The organism is Pseudoalteromonas haloplanktis ATCC 14393 (assembly GCF_000238355.1).
GTDB lineage: Bacteria > Pseudomonadota > Gammaproteobacteria > Enterobacterales > Alteromonadaceae > Pseudoalteromonas > Pseudoalteromonas haloplanktis.
On the sequence record NZ_AHCA01000008.1, the window covers coordinates 195,074 to 220,847 of the forward strand.

General features: G+C 40.8%; 28 protein-coding genes. 12 read left to right on the forward strand and 16 right to left on the reverse strand.

Annotated elements, in window-relative coordinates; translation table 11 throughout:
- Nucleotides 1-21: 21 nt before the first annotated feature.
- Nucleotides 22-915, reverse strand: a complete 894-nt coding sequence (locus PHAL_RS0115535; RefSeq protein ID WP_016709346.1) for a TIGR01777 family oxidoreductase — start codon at nucleotides 913-915, stop codon at nucleotides 22-24.
- Nucleotides 916-1,074: 159 nt separating this feature from the next.
- On the opposite strand from PHAL_RS0115535, the gene PHAL_RS0115540 reads away from it, so the two are divergent.
- Nucleotides 1,075-2,115, forward strand: coding sequence for an AI-2E family transporter (locus PHAL_RS0115540; protein ID WP_016709347.1), 1,041 nt, complete (start codon nucleotides 1,075-1,077; stop codon nucleotides 2,113-2,115).
- Between the two features lie 44 nt (nucleotides 2,116-2,159).
- Here the strand turns inward: PHAL_RS0115540 and PHAL_RS0115545 are convergent, their stop codons facing one another.
- From PHAL_RS0115545 to PHAL_RS0115565, 5 genes are all read right to left on the reverse strand, one after another.
- The gene (locus PHAL_RS0115545; protein ID WP_016709348.1) at nucleotides 2,160-2,573 is read right to left on the reverse strand and encodes a hypothetical protein; all 414 of its coding nucleotides are present in this window, start codon (nucleotides 2,571-2,573) and stop codon (nucleotides 2,160-2,162) included.
- Nucleotides 2,560-3,897, reverse strand: coding sequence for an ATP-binding protein (locus PHAL_RS0115550; protein WP_016709349.1), 1,338 nt, complete (start codon nucleotides 3,895-3,897; stop codon nucleotides 2,560-2,562). The genes PHAL_RS0115545 and PHAL_RS0115550 overlap by 14 nt, the downstream gene beginning before the upstream one ends.
- Nucleotides 3,891-4,565: a response regulator transcription factor gene (locus tag PHAL_RS0115555; protein ID WP_016709350.1), complete on the reverse strand. Its 675-nt coding sequence runs from the start codon at nucleotides 4,563-4,565 to the stop codon at nucleotides 3,891-3,893. Before PHAL_RS0115555 ends, PHAL_RS0115550 begins: the two co-directional genes overlap by 7 nt.
- A 3-nt stretch (nucleotides 4,566-4,568) precedes the next feature.
- Nucleotides 4,569-4,832 carry a PepSY domain-containing protein gene (locus PHAL_RS0115560; RefSeq protein ID WP_016709351.1) on the reverse strand — a complete coding sequence of 88 codons (264 nt, stop codon included), beginning with the start codon at nucleotides 4,830-4,832 and terminating at the stop codon, nucleotides 4,569-4,571.
- Between the two features lie 216 nt (nucleotides 4,833-5,048).
- A complete protein-coding gene (locus PHAL_RS0115565) occupies nucleotides 5,049-5,351 on the reverse strand; it encodes a YciI family protein (protein ID WP_016709352.1) in 303 nt (100 codons plus the stop codon).
- A gap of 213 nt (nucleotides 5,352-5,564) precedes the next feature.
- Here PHAL_RS0115565 and PHAL_RS0115570 point away from each other — a divergent pair, with 213 nt between their 5' ends.
- On the forward strand, nucleotides 5,565-6,989 hold the full coding sequence (locus PHAL_RS0115570) for a sodium-dependent transporter (RefSeq protein WP_016709353.1): 1,425 nt from the start codon (nucleotides 5,565-5,567) through the stop codon (nucleotides 6,987-6,989).
- Nucleotides 6,990-7,066: 77 nt separating this feature from the next.
- On the opposite strand, the gene PHAL_RS0115575 is transcribed toward PHAL_RS0115570, so the two are convergent.
- Complete coding sequence (locus PHAL_RS0115575) at nucleotides 7,067-7,708, reverse strand: CPBP family intramembrane glutamic endopeptidase (RefSeq protein ID WP_016709354.1); 642 nt, start codon at nucleotides 7,706-7,708, stop codon at nucleotides 7,067-7,069.
- A 60-nt stretch (nucleotides 7,709-7,768) separates the two neighbouring features.
- Nucleotides 7,769-8,362: an inner membrane-spanning protein YciB gene (locus PHAL_RS0115580; protein ID WP_016709355.1), complete on the reverse strand. Its 594-nt coding sequence runs from the start codon at nucleotides 8,360-8,362 to the stop codon at nucleotides 7,769-7,771.
- A gap of 175 nt (nucleotides 8,363-8,537) precedes the next feature.
- Between PHAL_RS0115580 and PHAL_RS0115585 the strand changes: the two genes are divergently transcribed.
- A complete protein-coding gene (locus PHAL_RS0115585) occupies nucleotides 8,538-8,807 on the forward strand; it encodes an HU family DNA-binding protein (protein WP_016709356.1) in 270 nt (89 codons plus the stop codon).
- A 137-nt stretch (nucleotides 8,808-8,944) separates the two neighbouring features.
- Complete coding sequence (locus tag PHAL_RS0115590; RefSeq protein ID WP_016709357.1) at nucleotides 8,945-9,523, forward strand: type 1 glutamine amidotransferase domain-containing protein; 579 nt, start codon at nucleotides 8,945-8,947, stop codon at nucleotides 9,521-9,523.
- A 35-nt stretch (nucleotides 9,524-9,558) separates the two neighbouring features.
- Here the strand turns inward: PHAL_RS0115590 and trpA are convergent, their stop codons facing one another.
- The 6 genes from trpA to PHAL_RS0115620 are packed head-to-tail and all read right to left on the reverse strand — an operon-like array spanning nucleotide 9,559 to nucleotide 16,204.
- On the reverse strand, nucleotides 9,559-10,389 hold the full coding sequence (gene trpA / locus PHAL_RS0115595) for a tryptophan synthase subunit alpha (protein ID WP_016709358.1): 831 nt from the start codon (nucleotides 10,387-10,389) through the stop codon (nucleotides 9,559-9,561).
- The gene (gene trpB / locus PHAL_RS0115600) at nucleotides 10,386-11,570 is read right to left on the reverse strand and encodes a tryptophan synthase subunit beta (RefSeq protein WP_029216190.1); all 1,185 of its coding nucleotides are present in this window, start codon (nucleotides 11,568-11,570) and stop codon (nucleotides 10,386-10,388) included. Before trpB ends, trpA begins: the two co-directional genes overlap by 4 nt.
- A gap of 7 nt (nucleotides 11,571-11,577) precedes the next feature.
- Complete coding sequence (gene trpCF, locus PHAL_RS0115605) at nucleotides 11,578-12,942, reverse strand: bifunctional indole-3-glycerol-phosphate synthase TrpC/phosphoribosylanthranilate isomerase TrpF (RefSeq protein WP_016709360.1); 1,365 nt, start codon at nucleotides 12,940-12,942, stop codon at nucleotides 11,578-11,580.
- A complete protein-coding gene (trpD, locus tag PHAL_RS23135; RefSeq protein WP_138973963.1) occupies nucleotides 12,935-13,963 on the reverse strand; it encodes an anthranilate phosphoribosyltransferase in 1,029 nt (342 codons plus the stop codon). The genes trpCF and trpD overlap by 8 nt, the downstream gene beginning before the upstream one ends.
- A gap of 53 nt (nucleotides 13,964-14,016) precedes the next feature.
- Entirely contained in the window at nucleotides 14,017-14,634 is a 618-nt protein-coding gene (locus PHAL_RS0115615; RefSeq protein WP_016709362.1) for an aminodeoxychorismate/anthranilate synthase component II, read from the reverse strand.
- A 1-nt stretch (nucleotide 14,635) separates the two neighbouring features.
- On the reverse strand, nucleotides 14,636-16,204 hold the full coding sequence (locus tag PHAL_RS0115620) for an anthranilate synthase component 1 (protein WP_016709363.1): 1,569 nt from the start codon (nucleotides 16,202-16,204) through the stop codon (nucleotides 14,636-14,638).
- Nucleotides 16,205-16,624: 420 nt separating this feature from the next.
- Here PHAL_RS0115620 and rnm point away from each other — a divergent pair, with 420 nt between their 5' ends.
- The 5 genes from rnm (at nucleotide 16,625) to PHAL_RS0115645 (ending at nucleotide 20,221) form a co-directional block, all read left to right on the forward strand.
- Entirely contained in the window at nucleotides 16,625-17,482 is an 858-nt protein-coding gene (gene rnm, locus PHAL_RS0115625) for an RNase RNM (RefSeq protein ID WP_016709364.1), read from the forward strand.
- Complete coding sequence (locus PHAL_RS0115630; protein WP_016709365.1) at nucleotides 17,475-18,095, forward strand: L-threonylcarbamoyladenylate synthase; 621 nt, start codon at nucleotides 17,475-17,477, stop codon at nucleotides 18,093-18,095. Before rnm ends, PHAL_RS0115630 begins: the two co-directional genes overlap by 8 nt.
- 12 nt (nucleotides 18,096-18,107) lie before the next feature.
- Nucleotides 18,108-18,941, forward strand: a complete 834-nt coding sequence (locus PHAL_RS0115635; RefSeq protein WP_029216191.1) for a segregation and condensation protein A — start codon at nucleotides 18,108-18,110, stop codon at nucleotides 18,939-18,941.
- Between the two features lie 143 nt (nucleotides 18,942-19,084).
- The gene (locus PHAL_RS0115640; RefSeq protein WP_016709366.1) at nucleotides 19,085-19,639 is read left to right on the forward strand and encodes a cytochrome b; all 555 of its coding nucleotides are present in this window, start codon (nucleotides 19,085-19,087) and stop codon (nucleotides 19,637-19,639) included.
- A 3-nt stretch (nucleotides 19,640-19,642) separates the two neighbouring features.
- Nucleotides 19,643-20,221 (forward strand): YceI family protein, encoded by a 579-nt coding sequence (locus tag PHAL_RS0115645; RefSeq protein WP_016709367.1) that lies wholly within the window; start codon nucleotides 19,643-19,645, stop codon nucleotides 20,219-20,221.
- Between the two features lie 36 nt (nucleotides 20,222-20,257).
- Here PHAL_RS0115645 and PHAL_RS0115650 read toward each other — a convergent pair whose 3' ends face one another.
- Together PHAL_RS0115650 and PHAL_RS24385 are read right to left on the reverse strand one after the other, a co-directional pair.
- The gene (locus PHAL_RS0115650; protein WP_029216192.1) at nucleotides 20,258-21,115 is read right to left on the reverse strand and encodes a TIGR02285 family protein; all 858 of its coding nucleotides are present in this window, start codon (nucleotides 21,113-21,115) and stop codon (nucleotides 20,258-20,260) included.
- Nucleotides 21,116-21,243: 128 nt separating this feature from the next.
- Nucleotides 21,244-21,411, reverse strand: a complete 168-nt coding sequence (locus tag PHAL_RS24385; RefSeq protein WP_016709369.1) for a hypothetical protein — start codon at nucleotides 21,409-21,411, stop codon at nucleotides 21,244-21,246.
- Between the two features lie 417 nt (nucleotides 21,412-21,828).
- On the opposite strand from PHAL_RS24385, the gene PHAL_RS0115660 reads away from it, so the two are divergent.
- The 3 genes from PHAL_RS0115660 (at nucleotide 21,829) to PHAL_RS0115670 (ending at nucleotide 25,661) form a co-directional block, all read left to right on the forward strand.
- Nucleotides 21,829-22,383 carry a dienelactone hydrolase family protein gene (locus PHAL_RS0115660; RefSeq protein ID WP_016709370.1) on the forward strand — a complete coding sequence of 185 codons (555 nt, stop codon included), beginning with the start codon at nucleotides 21,829-21,831 and terminating at the stop codon, nucleotides 22,381-22,383.
- Nucleotides 22,384-22,459: 76 nt separating this feature from the next.
- A complete protein-coding gene (locus PHAL_RS0115665) occupies nucleotides 22,460-23,416 on the forward strand; it encodes an acetoacetate decarboxylase (RefSeq protein ID WP_029216193.1) in 957 nt (318 codons plus the stop codon).
- Between the two features lie 10 nt (nucleotides 23,417-23,426).
- The gene (locus PHAL_RS0115670) at nucleotides 23,427-25,661 is read left to right on the forward strand and encodes an NAD(P)-binding protein (protein ID WP_029216194.1); all 2,235 of its coding nucleotides are present in this window, start codon (nucleotides 23,427-23,429) and stop codon (nucleotides 25,659-25,661) included.
- The last annotated feature ends 113 nt before the right edge of the window (nucleotides 25,662-25,774 follow it).

Below are 25,774 nucleotides of genomic sequence, written 5' to 3' on the forward strand. Positions count from 1 at the left end.
AAAAAGAGTTAACTATGCACTTTAGTTTACGAGTTGCTTGAGTGCTTGTGGCAATGTTGGATAAGTAAAGCTAAATTGCTGGAGTAGTACTTTTTTAGGCACAACAAATTGCCCATAAAGCAATAAATCAGCCATTTCCCCCATTACTAATTTAAGTAATAAACTAGGCATAGGTATAAATGCCGGGCGTGCGAGCGCTTTGCCTAATTGACGGCTAAACTCTTTATTACTGACAGGGTGAGGCGCGGTGGCATTAACTGCACCGCTAAGGGTTTTAGTCTCTAATACGAACAAGATAAGTCTAACCATGTCGTCAATATGGATCCATGACATACCTTGCTCACCACTGCCAATGGCTCCGCCTAAGCCTAATTTAAATGGCGGCAACATTTTTGCTAATGCACCTGCTTGTTTAGCTAATACAATCCCTGTGCGCAATGTGCAGACGCGAGTACTTGTTGATTGAGCTGACAATGCAGCGTGCTCCCAAGCATCACATAGCTGATGGCTAAACTCAGGGTTTATAGCGGTAAAACTTTCATCTATCGGGGTGTCATCTTGACGGCCATAAAAGCCTATTGCACTACCTGAGATAAACGTATGGGGTGGGGTGTTGCACTGGTTTATTGCTGCGCTTATTTGATGAGTTAACTGAATACGACTATCTAGAAGTTGCTGCTTTTGTTTGTCGCTCCAGCGTTTATTGACAATTGGCTCACCAGCTAGGTTAATCACGCAATCAACTGTGTTAAAATCGACGTTAGCAAGTGAGTCTACTGCTAAAATGTTTGCACCGAGTAATTGGTTTGCTTTATCAGGACTTCGCGATAATACCGTTAGCTGATGATTTATAAGTAACAGCGGGCATAAATGGCTGCCTATTAAACCGGTGGCGCCAGTTATTAATATATGCATGATAGTGACCTTGTTAGAGACTGTGTGTATGTTATACGTACTGTAGACGGCTTTGATCACTTTGCCACAAGAGTAATCCTTTTTAATTTCAACGACACTCGCATCTTGAGGCCGTTTAGGTATACACTAAGTACAGTTTATATTTTCAAGGATCGTAGTTTGGCTAGTTTAACTGGGGTAAACCGAAGTTTAGTTATTTTTGCAGCGTTAGTTATTGTTTTAGCTGGAGTAAAGGCCGCGAGTGTGATCGTTATTCCGTTTGTCTTGGCAGCATTTATTGCCATTATTTGCAACCCATTATTGAGCTTTTTTGGCCGTTATAAAATCCCCAAAGGTTTGGCTATCATGTTGGTAATGCTGATGGTGGTTGGCATTGGCGTTAGTTTAGCCGGTTTGGTGGGGCAATCCTTAACTGATTTCTCACAGCAATTACCTCACTATAAAGCCCAGCTTAAAGAGCAGTTTATTTTACTGGTCGATATGGCTGCAAAGTACAATATTTTGATTAATAAAGAACAAATAATTGCGATGTTTGATCCGGGTAAGATCATTGATATGGCAACTGGAATGCTGACAGGGCTAGGTGGCGTAATGGCCAACCTATTTTTAATTATTTTAACTGTGGTGTTTATGTTATTTGAAGGCCCAATGCTCAGTCACAAAATACACATGGCACTTGATGATCCTGACCGCAAGATGCAACAAATTGACCGTTTTTTAGAATCAATTAATTCCTATCTAGCAATTAAAACTGTTGTTAGCTTAGGCACGGGTGTGCTGGCTGGCATCTTACTATGGCTGTTAGATATTGATTATTTTGTATTGTGGGCTGTGATGGCGTTTATGTTTAATTACATTCCTAATATTGGTTCTATTATTGCCGCAATTCCCGCAGTATTATTGGCGTTGATCACGCAAGGCCCATTTGTTGCAAGTATGGTGGGAGTAGGTTACCTCACTATTAATACTGTAATGGGTAATATTGTCGAACCTAAATACATGGGTAAAGGTTTAGGGCTTTCAACATTAGTGGTATTTTTATCATTAATCTTTTGGGGGTGGCTGATGGGCACTGTTGGTATGTTATTATCAGTACCTTTGACTATGATTGTTAAAATAGCGCTTGAAACTAGCGAAGAGGGGCGCTGGTTGGCTACATTACTGGGTAATGGCGAAAACCTAGAAGAAGAAAAAAGTTAATGATAATTAAAAGCCACGTTAGTTTACGTGGCTTTTAACATGAATTACTTTAAAGGTCGTTTTAAAACCGTTATATGCTGCTCTAAAATCTGTAGCTCGCAACGTTTATAGACAATAGCAGCTTGGATTGCGTTCGGGACTTTTTGTAAATAACGCCATTTGCAACTGTCTTCTAAGTATTTCTTTTGGCTTGTTATACTGCGTTTGAAAATCGGTAGTAGCTGTGTGTTACCGGTGTCTTCTTCAATCTTATTTAAATCTAATGTGATTTTATTGATCCACGTTTGCTGGATACGCGTTAAGGTCTCTAATTGTTTATCTAAGCATTGGATATAACTTTTCGCTTCATCAGGGGTTGCTTGATCAACGAGACTACACGGCTCAGCTGCTAACGTTTTAGCTGCATTGAACATTAAAAGTAATGCCATGCCTGTTAATACTAGTTTATTTTTTGTCATTATAATTAAACTCTAAAATAAATTTTGCACCACCTAGCGTATCAGCATCTAAAATAGTCAATGTGCCGTGATACGACTTAACTAAATCAGACACAATTGCCATTCCCACTCCATGACCACTTTCGTAAGTATCTAAGCGTGTACCGCGGGTGAGTAATGACTCGCGTTTATCAACGGGGACACCAGGGCCATCATCACTGATTGTAATTGTAAGGGTACGGTTTTGGATAACTTGTATATCGACCTGTGAACGACAGGCTTTACAAGCATTATCAATTAAATTACCCAACAGCTCGAGTAGATCTGTCTTATCCCCTAAGAAGTAATTTTTTTCTTTTACGTTACAGCTGAATATAATATCTTTATCGCGGTATACCTTACCCATTGCATTAAGAATTGAATCGAGCACAGGTTTGATAGTCGTTTGCTTTTTCCACGTATCGGAAGCACCGGTTGCTGCGCGCTTTAATTGATGCTCGATCATCACATTAATTCGATCTAGCTGCTCTTGTGCATCGGCGTCATTTGCTAATGGGCTTGACTTAAGTACGGCAAGAGGCGTTTTTAAGGCATGAGCTAAGTCACTGAGTGAAGCGCGGTAGCGTTCTTTTTGACGCTGTTGTGTTTCAAGCAATAAATTTAAATCGGCTTTTATTGTTTGTAGCTCAACAGGGTAGAGCCCTTTAATTTCTTGAATATCGCCGGATTCAATCGCTTTTATTTCTTTATCAAGGCGTTGCAGTGGTCGTGCACTCCACACAAAACCGATGGCCATTAATGCTGCAATGGCAACACCCATCACATACATCCAGTTTACAAGGGTTTGTTTAAAACCATCCATTAACCGCAGCAGCGCATCATTGCGTTTTAATAAAATAAAACGGGCGTGTTCGGATTGGTCAATATTATTCAAAATAACAGTTAAGCTTAATTGCCAGTACACATTATTTTTGTATTCCACTCGCCGAAAATCAGCAGCGCCGGCTTTGGTTTCTATTTCATCAGGCACAAAGTTTACGTTTACCGCAGACTCTGAGTGCCAAACTGGCTGCTCATCACGGTAAATCATCGCATAGGTATCAGAATTTAAACGATTTAGCTCTGGAGCTAAGATTGTGCTTGGCATAATAATACCGCGCTCGGTAAAATCGACTTCTGAAATGAGTGAATATAAATGGGCTTCGAGGGTTTTCTCGGTGGCTTCGACTAATGATGCATAGTACGCCTTACCAATCGAGAAAAACAAAATAGGTAAGGCGACTAATAAAACAAAGACAAGGATAAATCCTTGCCTTACTTTTAACGGTATTTGCGATGCTACCACTGACTTTTAAGCCTGTAACCACGTCCGCGCAGGGTCTCAACAGGGTTGAGTGTGCCATCAGGGTCCAGCTTTTTCCGCAAACGCAGTACGAATACTTCGATTACGTTTGAGTCGAGATCAAAATCTTGGTCGTAGATGTGCTCTGTTAGCTCTGATTTAGAGATCACTTTTTGCGGGTTAACCATTAAATACTCAAGCACTTTGTATTCGTAAGCGGTAAGGCTAAGCTCTCTATCATCAACCCATACTTGCTGTGAACGAGTATGAATTTTAATTGGCCCTGCGGTCATTTCTGGGTTTGCTTTGCCTGCACTGCGACGGATCAGGGCATTACAACGGGCGATTAATTCTTCAACATGAAAGGGTTTTGTTAAATAATCATCAGCACCAGCATCAAGTCCTTCGACTTTATCTTGCCAACGATCACGTGCTGTTAAAATAAGAATTGGAATGGTGATCCCTTGGGCTCTCGCTTTATTAATAAGCTCAATACCGTCTATTTTTGGTAAACCTAAATCAACCACAGCCATGTCTAGCGGATATTCTGTGATGTGGAATAAGCCTGCTTCACCATCATGACAAAGATCAACACTGTAGCGTTCTTTTTCTAATGCATTACGCAGGTTATCTGCTAAGTGTAAATCGTCTTCAATTACTAAAATTCGCATTTATTAATCCTTTTTCACTTCGCCGGTTTTTTTATTGACATGCACGTCGACGACATGGCCGTCCGATTTTAATATTCTTACGGTATAGATATCGTTAAGTACGGTAATTTTAAGAGTTTTACCATCTTCGACTTTTTTAGCAAGCTCCACAGCTTGCTTTTTATTTATCTCAGTTTTATTAACTTGAGATGCAGCTTGGCTATTCGTCGAAAAAACACTCGAAGCTAACACAAGAATGGCGATGCTCAAAGCTAACACTGTACGCATGATGGGAAACTCCTAAACCAGATCTGGATAGTTTAATGAACCAAGTAGCTAAAATTCAAGTAAAACCACTAAATTCTATGATTCAATACAACGGATCTTATTCAACAACCCGTGAACAAACACTGAATTATTGTGCTTTAAATGCAAAGTGATTATATCAATTGAATTAACATCTTGATCGAATAAATATTTAAACTCTTGTGATTGCTGGTTTTCTTAACTAGGGAATACTTGTTTAAACGGTTTAACGACTGAATTATCATAAACGCCGCCGCTGACATAAGGATCTGCTGCAGCCCACTCTCGTGCCGCTTCTAATGAATCAAATTCAGCAATCACTAAAGAACCGGTAAAACCAGCTTCAGCGGGGTCAGCGCTATCAATTGCTGGTAACGGGCCAGCGGTAAATAATCGTCCTTGTTCATCTAATTCCTGTAAGCGTGCTAAATGAGCCGGGCGCGCCGCTTTTCTGTGTTCTAAACTATTTTCAACATCAGTTGAGTAAATCATATACAACATGGCGTATTCTCTAATATTAATAGTATGAAATTGTCCTGATACTAGCACAGCAGATTTAATTGGCGAGTAAATTACGATTAGTTTTCGCCGTGTGGTCAATCAATAAGCGGGTTTACAGCACTAAACTATTTTTAAACTGAATCTGCTTGAAAAGCTTACTGTAACACTGGTAGAGTCGCTTGAATGATACAAAATAATAATAAGGTTTTTTAAATGAGCGATACACGTGAGCATTTTAGCTCCCGCCTAGGATTCATATTAGCGGCTGCAGGTTCAGCGGTCGGTATTGGTAACTTGGTTGGGTTTCCTGTTTCGGCTACAAAAAATGGCGGCGGTGCATTTTTACTCGTTTATGCATTATTTGTCGTGTTTATTTGCTTACCCGTAATGATGGCTGAAATGGCGATGGGTCGCCAAGCGCAAAAAGATCCTCTTGGTTCATATAAATTATTATCAGGAAATGATAGTAAATGGAGTTTTGCAGGTTTTTTAGCGGTACTAACGCCTTTTATGATTGCTGTGTTTTACATGGTCATAACAGTATGGATTTTTGGTTATTTAAGCCAAGTCGCCGTTGGTAACTTAGATGTACTAGCCGATCCGAGTAGCTTTGGGGTATTTATTAATAGCTCTAGCGTATTTGGCTATATGGCTGCAGTGGCGATTATCGTTAACTTAATTTTAGTCGGCGGTGTTAAGCAAGGTATTGAAAAAGCCGCGAAGTTTTTAATGCCTGCGTTGTTTGTGTTGTTAATTGCGTTAGTGGTTTATGTGTTAACACTGGATAATGCGATAGCGGGTGTGAAGTATTATATTATTCCTGACTTTACTAAAATGAATGCCAGTGTATTAAACGGTGCACTTGCACAAGCGTTTTTCTCATTATCACTCGGTATGGGGATTTTGATGACATACGCATCTTATATCTCGAAAAAAGATGACATCGTGGGCAGTGCTAAAATGGTCGCCCTAACAGATTCATTGGTGGCATTTATCGCAGGTCTTATGGTGCTGCCAGCTATTTTTAGTTTCAATCCAGAGACTGATCCAAGTAAATTATCAGATTCTTCCGTGTCGATGATTTTTGAATTTTTGCCGAAAATCTTACTCGCGTTACAGGCTGATATCGGCTACATAGGCGCATCAATTGTAGCATTTATATTTTTCTTATTAGTCTTTTTTGCTGCTATCACGTCGTTAGTCTCGATTGTTGAAGTACCAACAGCCACGCTCAGCGACCGCAAAGGCATCAGCCGTAAAATGGCTTTGTTAATTTTAACCGGCAGCATTGGCCTGTTGACGATACTATGTACCATGTCATTTGGTATGGTCGAGGGCTTAACGTCATTCACTCATTATGGCAGCGGTTCAAAAAGTTTGTTTGATATTGTTTACGATGTTTTTTACGACACGATATTACCGCTGAATGGTTTAATGGTGTGTTTATTTGTAATGTATCGCTGGAAAAAAGTGCGATTAAGTGAAGAGCTCAGCCAAGGTTGTCCGGGTTATACGGGAAGTTTTACTGAAAAATATGTGAATTTATCACTCTCAACCTTCATTCCTGTGATTTTACTGCTGATATTTGTAAATACCGTTGCAACTAAGTTTTTTGCGATGAGTATCTTCGGCTTTTAATCACGCTTTATTGAGCTTCCCATAATAAAGCCGTGCTAAGTTTACCTGTGTAGTATTTAGCACGGCTTTTCATTTATCTAGGCGACGTTCGACGAATCTAAGTACTGCCCAATGCCTAAGGTAAACATCCATAACCCCCATAAGCTGTGTTCAATTACACATACAAAAGTAGAACGGCTTTGTGCGTAGGTAAATGAAAACAATAAGCCACCAATAAACGCTAGCAGTACTGCTACCCAGTTAGCGTAAACAATATGCGCTAATGCAAACACTGTGGCGCTGATCACGATGCGTAGGCTTTTTTTTGGCATGATGCGTTTATAGCGATGAAAAAAATAGGTGCGAAATATTAATTCTTGAGGCACTACAGATAATAACGGATACAAAAGCAGAAGCAGCAGCCAATCGTGGAATGAATTACGCGGTAGCAAAAACCAATTACCTTGATTGATGATGCCGTAAAATACCCCTGAGAAGAGCGCGCCTATAAAAAAGAAGCTAAATAGTCGGCGTTTGACCGCAGAAAATTCACCAAAGCTGGTGAGCCTAAAGCGTTTAAAGTGGGGATCGCTAAGTAGTAGCATGCCACAAACACTCATCAGTACAATAAGTGCGGGGATCAACCAATTAGCAAGGTGAGCGCGAAGATAAAAACCCAGTAAGGGCAGGCAAACAAATATCAGGGTAAATTCAAACCAGCGGTATTGATTGGCGTTCAAGGTCGTCTCAGCATGATTTTGTTTAATAGCCTATCAAGCTAAGACGACAGATTTATGACATTATGTAAGTTTGCTATCGTCGGTTTTAGGCTGGTCTTCATCAGGTAAATATTTATAGAGCATGATGATACTGACAAAAATACTGACAAAGGTAATAGCCATCAGTCCAAACACTTTAAAGTTAACCCAAAAATCAAGAGAGAAACTATAAGCAATATAAATATTGAGTGCTGCAATAGCGGCTGTAATGGCAACCCATAGTAAGTTGAGTTTGTCCCACAGTGGTTCAGGTACGCTAATGGCTTGCTCTGCTTCAAAGGCATTATTTAACACTGAACTCAGTGCTTGCTTGACGAGGTTCTTGCCCATCAAGTAGCGGCTGCTCAATAAAGTTACAGACAACACCGCATAAATAATTGTGGCCTTCCATTTCACAAACTGCTCATCATGAAAAACGAGTGTGAGCGTGCCTAAAATGACGGCGATGGCAAAAAATAACCACTGACGCGCTGGTACTTTTCCTTTTTTAAAATAAGAATAGGCAACTTGAATAAGCGTGGTGCCCATCAATAGCGCTGTTGCCCAATAAATATCAACTAACTTAAAGACCGCAAAAAATAATACTAGCGGAATAAACTCGATTAATGCATGCATAGATAGCTCAAAATGTGAGAACAAAAAATAATTGCACAGGTTGTATCAACTTATTGTGTTGTTTACAAGGTTGACTTAGTGCTTACTAACCCTTAGCCTGCGTGCCTTTGTATTCAATCATTACCAAAATCCACTGAACAGTTATCGAATAAGTGGGGTTTTTAGGAGCATTTTTATGAATAAATCAGAGCTTATCAGTACCATGTCGGCGCGCAGTGAATTAACCAAGAAAGATTCCCAAGCAGCTTTATCAAGCATGTTAGCTGTGATCACCAAGTCACTTTCTGAAGGCGATCAAGTACAAATAAATGGTTTTGGCACATTTGCCTTGAGTTATTACCCGGCGCGCACAGGACGCAACCCACAAACAGGCGCAGCAATTGAAATAGAAGGAGCCAATAAGCCAGTGTTTAAAGCAGCGAAAGCATTGAAAGACGCCTTATAATGTAGAATCTTCGCACTTTGTTACTCAATTACAGAGTGCTTGTCATTTCCTAGCTATACCCCCTTTAATTTCAACATCTTATATTTGGCATGGTGTCTGCTTTTATATCCTTAAGCTTAATTAAATAAGGAGATATCATGTCTACATTACAAACTGGTAGCCAACTAAAAGGCAAAAAAATAGCAATTTTAGCAACTGACGGCTTTGAGCAAAGTGAGCTGTTTTCACCGCGAGATGCTTTATTAGACGCAGGCGCAACTGTTGAGGTTATTTCAATCAAAGAAGGTGAAATTACTGGTTGGGATGAAGATGTATGGGGCGATAAAGTGGCCGTGGATAAACTCGCCAGTGAGGCCAGTAGTGATGATTATGATGCATTGCTCTTACCTGGCGGTTTATTTAACCCGGATAGTTTGCGGATTGACAAAGATGCAAAAGCATTTGTTGATGGCTTTTTTGGAGCCGATAAAAACAAACCCGTCGCAGCGATTTGCCATGGACCATGGTTATTAGCAGAAATTAATAAATTGCGAGACCGCACAGTAACCTCTTTCCCAAGTATTAAAACTGATTTGGTTAATGCTGGTGCTACGTGGGTCGACAAAGAAGTGAGTGTTGATAGAGGTTTAGTTACGAGCAGAAGCCCTGCGGATCTAGCTGCTTTTAATCGTAAATTCATAGAAGAAATTATTGAAGGTAAACACCAAGCACATTAGCTGAAAAGGGCGCATTGAGCGCCCTTTAGTTGTGCTTAGAGAGCTGTAGCTGCCTTCATTGCGGCTACAAATTCTTTTAAACCATTCAACATTGCTTGTGGGTTTTCCAGATGAGTTTCAATGATTTTAACCACAGCAGAGCCTGAGATGGCACCCGCAGCGCCCGCATTGAGCGCGGCTTTTACATCTTCTGGAGTCGAAATACCAAAGCCCAGTAACGCAGGTGCGCTGTGGTACTCTTTTAATTTAGTAACAATTGAAGATGCCGGCATCTGTGCTTTAGTTTCAGTGCCAGTAACGCCAGCTCGTGAAAGTAAATAGGTGTAACCGCGGCCGTAAGAGGCACATTCACGTAAGGTGTCATCAGGGGCGTTTGGTGTGGCGATGAAAATAGGGTCGATGCCGTTATTCATAGCCGCTTGACGAAACATTTTTGATTCATGCAGCGGCACGTCAGCGACTAAAATAGAATCAACACCAACCGCTTTTGCATCTTTGTAAAACGTCTCTAGGCCACGTTTAAACACTAAGTTTGAATACAGTAGTAAACCAATTGGAATATCGGCGTTATATTCACGTACTTGCTTAATAATATCAAAGCAATCTTGGGTATTAATATTGACATCTAGAGCGCGAATATTAGCCGCTTGAATAACGGGACCATCAGCGATTGGATCTGAAAATGGAATGCCGAGTTCTAATGCGTCAGCACCGCCATCTATTAAGCTTTTAATGATCTCAACGCTCAATTCTTTATTTGGATCACCAATTGTCACAAAGGGTACAAATGAGCCTTGGTTTTGCTCGCTCAAACTGGCAAACATTTTACCGTAGCGGTCTGTTTTTTGAGTAGTTGCTTGGCTCATAACTGCTCCTCCTTAGAAAGTACATCCATCACGTGGGCTAAATCTTTGTCACCACGACCACTTAAGTTCACCACTAAGATGGTGTCTTCAGTTTGCTGCTCAGCATATTTTAAGGCGTAGGCAAGGGCATGGCTTGATTCAAGCGCAGGTATAATACCTTCGTTTTTAGCTAATAACTGGAAAGCTTCGAGTGCTTCAGTGTCAGTAATACCAACATACTGTGCGCGGCCTGTTTCATGTAAAAAGGCATGCTGCGGACCTACAGCAGGGTAATCAAGACCCGCTGAAACAGAGTATGACTCTTCTATTTGGCCATCATCATTTTGCATAATGTACGTATAAGTACCGTGTAAGATACCTTTTGTGCCCTTACAGATGGTTGCACCATGCTCATGGGTATCAAGGCCTTTACCAGCAGGCTCTACACCAATGAGCTTCACACTTGGCTCGTCAATAAAGTCAGTAAACATACCAATGGCATTGGAGCCACCACCCACACAGGCAAGTACCGCATCAGGTAGGCGACCTTCAGCTTTTAATACTTGTTGTTTGGCTTCTTCACCAATCATTTTTTGGAACTCACGTACCATGGTTGGGAAAGGGTGCGGACCTGCTGCTGTACCGAGTAGATAATGTGCTTCTTTATAATTTGCAGACCAATCACGTAGTGCTTCATTTACGGCATCTTTAAGTGTGCCTGAGCCTGCGGTAACAGGGATAACAGTCGCCCCCATTAATTTCATTCTGAACACATTTGGCTGCTGACGTTCGACATCTTTAGCCCCCATGTAAATACGACATTTCAAGCCAAGTAGTGCACATGCAAGTGCGGTTGCTACACCGTGTTGGCCTGCGCCAGTTTCAGCGATAACTTCTTTCTTACCCATACGTTTGGTTAACAAAGCTTGGCCTAACACTTGGTTTGTTTTATGAGCGCCGCCGTGCAGTAAATCTTCACGCTTTAAGTATAATTTTACTTTTGGGTTTTTAATCAAATTACGGGTTAATGTCAGTGGCGTAGGGCGGCCAGCATATTCATTAAGTAACTTTTCAAACTCAGCTTGAAAAGCAGGATCTGTTTGCGACTTATTAAATTCGTTTTCTAGTTGTTTTAGTGCTGGTACGAGCAATTCTGGGACAAACATGCCGCCAAATTCGCCGAAATAAGCTGGATTATTCATAGTAACCTCAATATTTACGGATGCTAATAAATGCATCATTTAATTTGTTTGGGCATTTTTTACCGGCGCTTTGCTCAACCCCAGAATTTAGGTCAAGTCCATGCGCGCCTTGGTATAATGCACCTTGAATATTGTCTGCGTTTAAGCCACCGGCGAGCATAAATGGTTGCTTCGCTTCTTTGAGAATGGCCCAATCAAAGGTTTTACCTGTGCCGCCTGCTTGGGTGTCGCTGTAGGTGTCGTATAAATGACGATCAATACCACTCATAGGCTCTGGCAAGCTGTCTTTAATTGCTTGTGCTTTCCAAATTTGACAGTTGTTTGGTAATAACGGCCGTAGTTGGTTTATATAAGTTTCGTCTTCTTGACCGTGTAATTGTACCGCAGCTAGCTTTAAGCTTGTTGCATGCTCTGCGACATTAGCAATGCTCTCATTTACAAATACACCGACATAAGCAAGTGGGGCGCTTTGGGTGATTTGTAAAGCACAATCAAGATCAACATAACGTGGCGATTTTGGGGCGAATATTAAACCGCCGAACACAGCACCACTTTCATAAGCGGCAATAGCGTCTTGACTACGAGTTAATCCACAGACCTTGTTCTCGCCCAAAATAACACTACGGCAGGCGCGCTCTAAATCACGTTCGGCCATTAGCGAGCTGCCAATTAAAAAGCCGTTACACAAAGGAGCTAAGCGTTTTACATCTTGATGGGTATAAATACCTGATTCTGAAATAACTACTTTATCATCAGGAATAAGCTTACGAAGCTTCTCAGTAGTGGCTAAGTTAGTACTTAAGTCACGTAAGTCACGGTTATTAATACCAATGATCTGAGCATCAAGGGCCAGAGCACGGTGTACTTCTTGCTCATTACTTACTTCGGTTAGAATGGCCATATTTAAGCTTTTAGCAACGTTCGCAAGCGATTGGTATTGGCTGTCATCAAGTACCGACAGCATTAATAAAATGGCATCGCCACCATAAATACGTGCCATATAAATTTGGTATTCATCAATAAAGAAATCTTTACAGATCAATGGCTGCTCAACTTGGCTACGAACAAACTCAAGATAATCAAAGCTGCCTTGGAAGTATTTTTCGTCGGTTAATACACTAATGCAACTAGCGTAGTTTTTATATACGCCGGTGATCTCAGCTAAATCAAACGGCTCACGAATAAGCCCCTTTGACGGTGAGGCTTTTTTACACTCTAAAATAAATTGTGTACCAGGTGCTGCAAGGGCTTGATAAAAATCACGATTTGTCGGTACTGCTTGATGTTTAAAGCTCTCAAGCGGGCGTTTGGCTTTACGCTCAACGAGTTCTACTTTTTTATCAGCGACTATTTTGTCTAATACATTAGCCATTACTTACCTCGGTGTTAGCTTGTTCTTTGTTACTACTAGTGACAATGGCATTTAAAGTATTTAATGCACGGCCACTTTGTAAAACCTCTTTAACTTGCGTGGCGGCACTTTTTAAATCATCAGCTTTATTGGTTAAATAAAGTAATGCGGCTACGTTAACGATAATTGCAGCATTATGTGCGTCAGTGCCCGTACCCGCTAAAATAGCGCGACTTGCATTTGCGTTATATTCTGGCCCTTCACCGGCAAGTTGTTCAAGTGAATAGTTTGCAAGACCAAAATCTGCTGGGCTGATTGTATAATGACGGATCTCCCCGTTATTAAGCTCTGCAACTGTGGTTAAGCCGTGCAGGGCTATTTCATCAGTGCCTGAGCCATGTACCACCATTGCGCGCTTTGTACCTAATGTTTTTAATGTTTCTGCCATTGGTAGGCATAAGCTTTCATCGTAAACACCCAGCAGTTGCACATCTGGTGCCGCTGGATTGGCCAGTGGTCCTAATATGTTAAAAATAGTACGTGTTTTTAAGGTGGTACGTACTCCCATCGCATGACGGACACCACTGTGGTAGTGCGGTGCAAATAAAAAGGTAAACCCCGTTTGCTCTAAACAGTGTGTGGCGTGTTCTGGGGTCATATCGATATTGATACCCAGTGCTTTGAGTAAATCGGCAGAACCAGAATTACTCGATACACTGCGGTTACCATGTTTGACCATATTAATACCGCATGCTGCGGCAACGATGGCTGCAGTGGTGCTTATATTTATGGTGTTAGACCCATCGCCTCCGGTGCCACAACTATCGACAAGTTGTGTTAAGTTGGTAACAAAAGGCACGGCATTGGCACGCATTGATGCCGCAGCGCCGGCGATCTCATCGCTCACTTCGCCTTTTATTTTTAATGCGACTAAAATGGCGGCAAGTTCGATATCATTAACGTTACCTTGCATAATGGCATCGAATAATTGTTGGCTTTGACTAAAGCTTAATGATGTTTGCGTTAATAACACATCAATCATTGAGCCAATGCTCGCCTCACTGGCTGATTGTTGGTTTACTGGCATACTGTCCTCTACTGCTGTGCATTGGCTAAAAATTGCATACTTTGTTGAAGTAGCGCGGCGCCATTTGGCGTCAAAATAGACTCAGGATGAAATTGATACCCAAGCGCTTTATCATCGTGGTGATAAATCGCCATCGGGATCGCTTCATAATGGGCAATCACGCTAACACTGTCAGGCACTTTAGTGGCCATTAAAGAGTGATAACGTGCCACTGGCATACGTTCGCCCATGCCAGCAAATACTGGATGATCACCCAATTCAATAATGGATGACTTACCATGAACTGTCTCACCCGCATGACCGATAATTCCGCCGTAGCTTTGTGTTAACGCTTGCTGACCAAGGCAAATTCCCAGCATTGGGAAGCGGCCTTTACATAATTCAATCAAGGCCATTAAACAGCCTGCCGCAGAGGGTGTGCCAGGACCTGGTGAAAGTACTAAAATGACCGGCTTAGTTTCACCACACATTTTGTCAAAAATAACCTGTGCATCTATGTTGTTACGATATACCACTAAATCGCTGCCTAACATAGAAAGTTCATCGACTAAGTTATAACTAAATGAATCAAAATTATCTAAAAAGTAAATTTTAACGTCCGTTAGCTTAGTATTAGTTACGCTCATTTTAGTGTCCTTGATACGTCGATTGAATGGCTGTGATCACCGCTTGTGCTTTAGCGCGGGTTTCGTTTGCTTCAGATTGTGGATCTGAGTCATACACAACTCCGGCACCGGCTTGTACATAAGCGATGTTATTTTTAACAAAGGCTGAGCGAATAACAATACAGCTATCCATTGCGCCATCACCGGTTAAATAACCAACAGCGCCACCGTAACTGCCACGGCGTTTACCTTCGGTTTGACGTACCAACTCTGCGGCACTGACTTTGGGGGCACCGACTAATGTGCCCATATTCATACAGGCTTGATAAGCGTGCAGGGCATCCAGTTCTGGCTTTAATGTGCCAACAACACGTGATACTAAATGCATTACTTGTGAATAACGGTCTACTTTTAATAACTCTTTAGCGTGACGAGTACCGGGTACGCTAATACGAGCAACGTCGTTACGGGCTAGATCAACCAGCATTAAATGTTCTGCACGCTCTTTTTGATCGTTACGCAATTCAAGTTCAATTCGGCTGTCTAAATCAGGATTGATCTGACCATTAGCAAATTTACCACGAGGGCGGGTGCCTGCAATTGGATAGACTTCAACTTGCTGCGAATCAGCGCAAAACTTTAACGCTGATTCAGGCGATGCACCAAATAATGCAAACTCGCTATCACGCATATAAAACATATACGGGCTTGGATTTTGTTTTTTAAGTTGGCTGTACGCATGAAGTGGGTTTGCACACGCTAAAGAAAATGTCCGTGATGGCACGACCTGAAAAATATCACCGTCAACAATATGTTTTTTCAAGGTATTAACTTGCTGACAATAGTCTTCATCACTAATATCCACAGTTACTTCGCTGCTGCCTGTGCTTTGGTTTGCTGTAAAGCTATCCGCCTCATCACATAATGCATTTAAACGTTCGAGCTTTTTACCTACTTCAAAACAGTTTGCATGTACATCTGGACCATTAAATACATTGCCAATTAATTCGGTCGTTTTGGCTTGATGATCAATCACGACTAAAGTTTCAGCTAAGTAGAATACATAATCAGGGCAACTGTTTTCACCATCAGGCACCTCGCTTAACTGCTCAAAATTAGCCACCATGTCATAAGCAAAAACCCCGCCTAAAAATAGCGAAAACGGGTTTTCGGTGGTACTGCTAATATTATTAATACAACAACGCAGTGCACTAAAGGCATTATCGGCAATGAGTTTTGATGCTTCGTCAATGTTGCTGTCAGTACCTTGGTATTCAATACTTAGGGTTAAACCGTCTAATTGCGTATGGCAATTGTCGAGTTTAGTTTGTAAGTAGGGCAGCAACTGTAAGCCATTGTTAGACTGCGCCGTTACTGTGACGGTTTTACCCGTACAGATAATTTTCAGGGCACAATCGACCAAAATCAAACTTTTAACACTGTCTTTAGAGTCTATTTCAGCTGACTCTAAAAGCAGTGAATTGTCTTTATCAAGTAGCCCATATAATGCTAGTGGGCTGTGGATATATTCTCGCACTTCGGTGATGCTGGTAACTTCACCTGGTGTTGTTGTTATATGACTAAAAATCAAACCTCATTCCCTCAAAAAATAAACCCCGCAAGCGATGCTGTGCGGGGTTTGAATAACGATACCTATGTTTTAGATAGACCATTACCGTCCCGCTATACCAGGCGCCACCACCAATGATGTGTAAGAGTTGCTACGTTATTCATGTTTGTTACCCTAAAATTTAAATATAAAAAAACCCGCCATAAGCGGGTTTTGAATGTGTTAGACACGACAATTCGCCACCCTTAATTTAAGAGTGCCACCACCAAATAGTGTTTTGGATTGAATTGATCATTGTTTTTGTTCTTTATGTGTCTTAAGTGGCTACAGTAAACCGTATCAACGGCGTTAGTGTCAAGTATTTATTTAAAACAATTTATTAAAAAATTTTGTTATACTTAATAACAACTTTCGCACATTTAATATGAGCAGTCTTCTCTTTTGATAAAATACGATTTACATAGCCACACCACACATTCGGACGGGCAACTGAGTGTTGAGCAGTTATTATTGCGTGCAGTTGAAAAAAACATCGATGTGTTTGCGATCACCGATCATGACACTACTGCAGCAATCAAACCTGCTCATGCTTATATCCAAAGCCAAGCATTGCCGCTTAAACTGATCAACGGAGTGGAGATCTCCACTAAGTGGGAAAGTTTTGAGATCCATATAGTAGCACTGAACGTAGATATTGATGAGCCAACCTTGGCTGATTTATTAACTATACAACAACAAAAACGCGCAGACAGAGCAATAGAAATAGGTCGTCGCTTAGAGAAAAACGGCTTTGATGGCATTTATCAGCAAGCGCAAGAACTTGCACAAGATGCACAAATAACGCGTGCTCATTATGCTCGGGCACTCATTGCTCGCGGTGTGGCTACGACAATTCCTGGGGTATTTAAAAAATACCTTGGACGGGCAAAAACAGGCTATGTGCCAAGTGATTGGTGTGATATGCAAACCGCAATTGCCGCTATCCATGCTGCAGGCGGCGTTGCCGTTATTGCTCACCCTGGCCGTTATCAAATGTCGAATAAATGGCTGCGTAAATTATTAAGTCAATTTAAAGCGGCGGGAGGGGATGCAATGGAAGTTGCACAGCCACAACAAGCGCCGAGTGAACGCCAGTTTTTAGGCGAATTGAGCCGCGAATACGATTTGTTGTGTTCGCAAGGATCTGATTTTCATTTTCCTACTAGTTGGCTAGAATTAGGAAAAAACTTATACCTGCCAAAAGATTGCCGAGGTGTTTGGCAAACTTGGGAAGGGCAGACAGGAGACACACATGAGTGATTTTTTTCATATTCATCCGGATAATCCGCAACCACGATTGATCAAACAAGCGGTGGATATTATTAAACAAGGCGGCGTGGTGGTATACCCAACGGATTCTGGCTATGCGATTGGTTGTAATTTAGGAAACAAGCAAGCGAAAGAGCGCATAGAACGTATTCGTGGCATTGAAAAACACCATAACTTTACTTTGGTATGTCGTGATTTATCTGAGTTATCGACGTATGCACGAGTAGATAATCAATTGTTTAGATTAATTAAAAACAATACACCAGGGCCATATACCTTTATATTCAAAGGCACTAAAGAAGTACCCAAGCGATTATTAAACGACAAGAAAAAGACCATTGGTATTCGTGTTATTGAGCACCCAATCACGTGCGCCTTGTTAGCGGAATTAGGCGAGCCACTGATGTCGTGTTCATTAATTTTACCGGGTGAGCAGTTCACTGAATCGGATCCCGATGAAATTCGCGATCGCATAGGCCCGTTGGTGGATTTAATTATCCATGGTGGCTATTTAGCTGAGCAAGCAACCACAGTTATTGATTTATCTGAAGATACTGTTGAAGTGCTTCGCGTAGGCTGTGGCGATACCACCCCATTTGAATAATTGTATTAAACCATGAGTGAGCACCAAACTAAACAGGTAGCTCAAACCCAAGAGCTGGCGCAGCAAAAGCTGCCGCTGGCTTTTTTGCATGGTAAGGAAGTCATCGATACACCTGAAGATCTATATATCCCACCTGATGCGCTGGAAGTTATTTTAGAAACCTTCGAAGGCCCACTTGATCTATTACTTTATTTAATTAAAAAACATAAGCTTGACATTTTAGAGCTGTCTATTTTTAGCATTACCGAGCAATATGTTCATTATGTGGAAATGATGAGTGAGTTTCAGTTAGAGCTGGCTGGAGAATATTTAGTGATGGCTGCCTTATTGGCGCAAATTAAATCACGTTTACTGCTTCCCAAGCATGAAGAGCTTGAAGAAGAAGAGGACCCTCGGGCCGAGTTAATACGCCGCTTACAAGAGTATGAACAATTTAAGCTGGCCGCAGAAAACCTTGACGATATTCCCCGTGTTGGTCGTGATATATTTATTGCACAGGCGCTGGTACCAGAGCAGGATGAGCAAGCGCAATTGTTACCTGATGTTGATTTAAAAGACTTATTATTTGCTCTTAGTGATGTAATGGCACGGGCAAAAACCTTTGAACACCATCAAATAACCGCAGAAGCGTTGTCAACTAGAGAGCGTATGAGCCTTATTTTAGCCAAACTCTCTAGCGCGGGTACACAATTAGTTTTTAGTGAGCTTTTTACCTTAGAAGAAGGACGCAGTGGTGTTGTTGTTAGTTTCATCGCCATGCTAGAACTGATTAAAGAAAACCTGATCACCTGTTTGCAAGTTGATCCAACAACGCAAATATACATAGCTTTAGTAGAAAATAACTAAACACGTATCTACTCAAATCTGTTTTTCCTGACTAACTTTTAGCACAGTTGTGCGTATACGCACAAAACTTGTTTATTTATTGCTGTTTTCTTTTATTTAGGGAGGGGCTATGCTGTTGTTAATGAATAGCGGAGTTAGTAGGTATGTTTAGAAACACAAAATCTTCGTACGGTATTGTCGCCATAGCATTACATTGGTTAATGGCTGCAATGGTAATAGGTTTGTTTGGTCTTGGTTTGTACATGGTTGAACTGACTTACTATGATAGTTGGTACAAAGGTTCATTAGATTTACATAAAAGCGTCGGAATTACGCTGGTAGCGTTATTAATATTTCGCTTCGCTTGGCGTGCGCTGGGCACGCAACCGGAACCTTTATCAAACAGTGATCCGCTGTTAAATAAAGTGGCGCATGCAGCACATTTATTACTATATGTGTTGCTTTGTATCATTGTTGTTTCAGGGTATTTGATTTCTACTGCGGATGGTCGTTCGATTGAGGTGTTTACGCTATTTAGTATTCCCGCAATTAATTTATCAGTAGCTAATCAAGCAGATATTGCAGGTAAAATTCACTACTATGTGGCCTGTAGCTTAATAGGCCTTGTGGTATTACATGCACTTGGGGCGTTAAAACATCATTTTATCGATAAAGATAAAACCTTAATTAGAATGATCAAACCACAAAAGGATGATTAAAAAATGAAAAAATTACTTTTATCAGCAGCTGTTACAGCAACAATGTTTGCAGCTTCGGCTACACACGCTGCAGAGTATGTTATTGATACCCAAGGTGCACATGCATTTGTGAACTTTAAAATTAAACATTTAGGCTACAGCTGGCTGCATGGCCGTTTTAATACCTTTGATGGCAGTTTTAGTTATGATTCAGCCAACCCGAATGCGTCACAAATCATGGTAACCATTGATACTAAAAGTATTGATTCTAACCACGCCGAGCGTGATAAACATTTACGCGGTGGTGACTTTTTAAATGTTGATAAGTTTCCTACAGCGACCTTTAAAAGTACGTCAATCAAATTTGATGATGATGGCGATGAAGCTGACGTGACAGGTGAATTTACTCTACATGGCGTTACAAAAACAATTACCTTTGAAATTGATAAAATTGGTGAAGGTAAAGATCCATGGGGGGGCTACCGTGTTGGTTTTGAAGGCGAAACTAGCTTGAAATTAGCTGACTTTGGTATTGATTATAACCTAGGTCCAGCGTCTACCCATGTTGATATTGGTTTATACATTGAAGGTATACGTAAGTAGTACGCTTTGTTAGTTATTATACATTGATAAAACGCCTCACTGAGTTGAGGCGCTTTTGCTTATTTTCAGCCGTTGTTCGAGTAATGGTTTGAGATTGTCCGGCAACCAACGCAATAATATCTCCTGATAAGCTGCCTGCTGCTTTACTTGCTCAAGTGCTGTATTCAATATCTTTACTTGCTCAATACCTTGTTTATTATTAGTACAACCTATATAACCATAACTTAGCTCAGGAGCCTCTGTTAGGGGCAATTGTATTAACTCATCATCAAAGCCCATTGATTTTGCTAAATAGTAATGTTCACTTGGGTAACCTAATAAAATATCAATCCGTTTTTTCTTCAGCATATAAGTTAAGCTGGCTAAAGTATCTCGCCCAGGACGAATAATAATTGACGCATCGGCGCTATTATTGATTATCGCATCAATTGCATCCCCATATGAGCGGCTCATCGAAATCCCCAATGCTAGTTTATATTGATTCAGCAAGGCGTCGAGTGATACCGGTTGATTAAGATCTAACTTGAGTTGCTGCGCAAGTTCTTTATGGATCGCAACAGAGGGGGAAAGTCCAACAGTGGACGTTTGCTGACTAAATTGGATATGTTGCCTACGGTGTGGGCTTTGATAGAGTGACAACATGCAGTAAGTATAATTCGGGTTTGCCAGTTCTTGGATAGTTCGACTCGAAGGTAAAATAGTGCGCTTGAAAGTATAAGCAGGCAGTTGTTGCTCAAGTAAAGTAACAATACTTTCATCACGGCCAGTACCGGCGTATTGATCATTAAAAATATAGTATGGGGCAAAATCAGCGACAACCCAGTTGATTGTTTTGGTGTATACAGGACTACTGATCAACAATAATGAAACCGTAAAAATAAGCGCAGACTGCATTAAATCAACCGCATATAAATGAATAATAAGGTTAAGTGTAGCAGTTGTGATATAAAGGGGGAGTAAAAATGCAAAACGCCAGCATCTGCTGGCGTCACTTAATTGCAATCATGCAAAACACTATTTGCTTAGTTGGCTTTTAGCCATTTAACAAATTGACGTGCGTCACTTGCTTTTGTGAACAAGGTGTTTTTTAAACCTTGCGTATCAGAAAAAATAACACGTTGTTTATTTACTGAAATTGATTGCACAGGATGTGCGATTTGGATCATCGACCCATTGTAACTATAAGACATAATAAAACTCACTTTTTTCTTGTTATCTTTAATGTGCGCTAACTTCTTTATTAGCTTTTAAGGCACAATTAGATAGACCATGTTGTGTTTAGCTTCATTACAGTGTTGACGATCTTTATGACATTTATGCGACTATTAAAAAAATATGCCGTAGTCTGAATTGGGGTTCTCGCCGTACAATAACTTAGCTCTATAATATACGTTTTGCGGGGCTTACTGGATCAGGGTAAAGAGGTTAACCGCGAGGCTTTTTTAGGACCAAGAAGCGACTTTACCCCAGCGCTTTTGTTTAAGCAAGCATTTTTAAAATTTATTTCTAGTCATGTGCATTTAACTGTTGTATTTTATTTAGGTAAATAATCGAGGTGGCTACGTTCCTTATTGGCTACCGTTACCTAGAAATAATAAGAAGTTGTTATGCAGTATATAGTTGCGAGTGATATTTTTGGTAAAACAGCACATTTAAGTCACTTCACGCGACAATTGCAGGGCGCCAGTACGATGGTGGACCCTTATCAAGGGCAATTGCAAGCGGTAATGAGTGAGCAACAACAATATGATGTGTTTATGACAAAGTGTGGACATGATCACTATCATAAAAAACTTAATATTATTGTTTCCCGTATTGCAAAGCCGACCACAATAATAGGTTTTAGTGCTGGGGGAGCTGCCGCATGGCGAAGTCAAGCTGCAGTAAAAAATCCCCATATAAAAAAATTAATCGCTTTTTATCCTAATCAAGTTCGTCATCACTTAGATTTAGTTGCGAATGTGCCATGTGAATTTATTTTTGCAAAGCAAGAAGCTCACTTTGATGTCGATCCAATTGCAACTCGCTTAGCACAACAAGCAAATGTAACATGTCAGTTAGTCGAACACGGTCATGGTTTTATGAATCCACTGTCAAAATGTTTCGATAGCGTTGCATATCAACAATATAGTAAATATTTAAGTGTCGAAAATAATCGTTAATTAATTACTGAATTTCCTACCATGTAATAAAACTTGGCTATAATTACATTTTAAGCTTATAAAATAATTATAAATTATGGCATCACAACACCCGTTTTATAGTCACTTTTTATCTAACCCGGTAGCTAAACCACCTTGTCGCATGAGTAATGCAAACATGTACGGTTTTTTTGTAAAAATTGAGCCACTAAAAGTGCAGCACTTTATTGATTCAACACTTAATCTTGTTGCAACTGATGAGTTATATTTTCAAGGACTCGGTGAATACGCTTTACTGACGTTTACCGATATAGAAAAAATAGCCTCGTTAACTCCGCCTTTTAGTGAACAGGGGTGGATGCAAGAAACCGATATCATTATTTGGTTGCCGATTGCGCAAGTTGAAAAGCAAGACAATGACGAAAGTATTTCGCACCTTTATTGGTACCCTGCATTTATTTGCGTAAATAATGTTTATGCATTGATAAATGGGCGAGAAACATGGGGATACAACAAATATTTATGTGATTACCAAATGCCTAGCTCAGTTGATAAGCCCACTGATTTCTCAGTATCACTTGAGTGTTTTAAGCATTTTTCGACGACTTCAAAATTACAATCATATCAATTGTTTTCTGTGACTAAAAACGCGGCTACGCAGCCTGAAAGTATGTTAGCTGCGTTAGAAGATTTTGGTGAGCAGGTCGCAAATCTACTTGATGGTGATCATCTGGGAATTGATTTTTCATTGCTAAAACAGTTGTTAAATGGTTTTGTAAATCCACAAATGGATCAAATACTCTTTAAACAGTTTCCTGATGGTAATGCTGATAAAGCCGTTTACCAAGCTGTGTTACATTCTCCTTCCGAGATAAAAAAAATCCATCAGTTCAAATTGCTCAGTGGTGATTATCAGTTATATTTGCAGCAATTAGATAGCTTCCCTTTAGCACAGATGTTTGGCTTACAGCTAGGTTCTCAAGCCGTGCATTTACCGTTTTATATCAAAATGGACTTTGATCAACTGCAGGCAACACAATTACTCCCAGCGTAAAGGCATAGGTATGACACAAGAAAAAATAGCCATTATTGGTGGCGGCGTTGCGGCTATGACCGCTGCGTTATACCTTACAGAACAAGCTAATTGGCAGCAACAGCGGCAAATAACGATTTACCAGCAGGGGTGGCGTTTAGGTGGAAAAGGGGCCAGCGGCCGCAATGCTGAAAAGGGACAGCGTATTGAAGAGCATGGTTTACATGTATGGTTTGGCGCTTATGTGAATAGCTTTAAAACCATTGAAACCGTTTATGATAAGTTACAGCGCCCACCAACATGTGCGTTGAGTACCTGGCAGCAAGCATTTACACCTCATAGTTTTATTGCTCTGCAAGAGCATATAGATCAACAGTGGCAAACTTGGCCCATAAATTTTCCTGTGTTAGCGGGTGATCCTGCTAACGGAAGTCTCGATATTACTGTTTGGGATTTTGTGAAAATGACCCTTGCGTGGTTAAAAGAGTGGATCCCACAAGTTGAATTAGCGGCTGGTGTGCACGCTAAAAACACGCAATTAACCACAAAAAAACCGCGTGATAAGTTTTTATTACAACATTTTCACCAGCAAATTCACGCCTTGGTTGCAGATAATAGTGCTGCGTGGCGAACCTTTACAGATGATATACAAAATCTAAATCAGGATATTACTTCTACACCCAGTTTATTGGTTGAGAAACTTAACCACTTTGTTCAAAGCAGTAATACACTGCTGCCGCAGTTGACAGAGAAAAAAGACAGCTTAGTTATTTGGTATATTGTTAGAAAACTAAAACGCTGGCTCAGTCAAGAAATCATCGAATTATTGGACGATAACGCACAGCTGAGGCGCATTTATATTTGTGCTGATCTTGCAATAGCAATGCTTGTTGGCCTGATCAAAGATAAAGTGTACCGAGATGGTTTTGCCGTAATTAACAAGTATGACTTTCGTCAATGGTTATTAAAAAATGGTGCAAATAAACAATATAGTGTGGATTCTGCACCTGTACGAGGCTTTTATGATTTAGTCTTTGCTTATCCGCAAGGGGATTTTACTAAGCCGAATGTAGAAGCGGGAGTAGCGGCGCTTGCAATGCTGAGAATTGCATTGTGCTACCGTGGCGGCGTAATGTGGAAAATGCAAGCGGGTATGGGAGACGTTATTTTTGCGCCATTGTATGAGTTGTTAAAACAAAGAGGCGTAAAGTTTGAGTTCTTTCATCAACTGCAACAACTCACCCCAGGGGTTGATAGTAAAGGTCAACACTGTGTTGAATCGGTGCTATTACAGCAGCAAGTGAGCCTAAATACATGTGCAGAATACCAGCCACTGGTTGATGTTAAAAACTTACCCTGTTGGCCCAGCGAGCCGCTTTACCAACAAATAAACTCAGCAGAAGCTGAATTATTGCAACAACATAATATAAACTTAGAATCATTTTGGAGTGATTGGCCTGCGCGTTATAAAGCACATTTTGGTACAGAACTTGAGACTAAAACACTGCAGTTTAATGAAGACTTTGACCGGCTGATTCTCGGGGTGTCAGTTGCATCTCTTGAGCATGTCTGCCCGCAGCTTTTAGCGATCGACGCAAACTTTGCTGCACAAGCAGAAAAAGTACGAACCGTTGCTACACAGGCGAGTCAACTTTGGTTAACTAAAACAGATCAGCAATTAGGCTGGCAATACATGCCGCCAAGTGAGGAAGGGCCAATTTTGAGTAGCTTTAGTGAACCATTTGATACCTGGGCTGCAATGCAAAATTTAGTCGAAAAAGAGCAGTGGCCACTAAATAATGCGCCGCAGAATATAGCCTATTTTTGCAGCGCGTTTCCATGCAAGGAATACCCGCCACAAAGTGAGTACACCTTTCCTGCAACCGCTAAAGCACAAGTTAAAGAAAATTTAACCCAATTGGTGACTACTAATATGCAGCCGTTATGGCCGTTAGCCTATAACAATAATGCTTTTGATTGGTCTGTTTTGTATGCGGATAATACCACTGGTCACGCTCGCTTAGATCAACAATATTGGCGGGTAAATGTTGACCCAAGTGAGCGCTATGTGCTGTCGGTCACAGGTTCAAGCCAATACCGTTTAGCAACGGATGGTACGCAGTTTAGTAATTTGTTGATCACCGGTGATTGGATAAAAACAGGTGTTAATGCAGGTTGTGTAGAAGCGGCAGTAATGGCAGGCATGCAAACCGCACGAACACTGTGTGGATATCCACAGCATATTAGTGGGGAAGATGCGTTTTAGTTGTCGTGAAACAATAGATTGGATTCGCTATTTAGGCGACTTTAATCAATAAATTAGTCTATAATCACAAATAATTACAGTATGTTTACATATGTTCAGTGTTAAGGTCCATT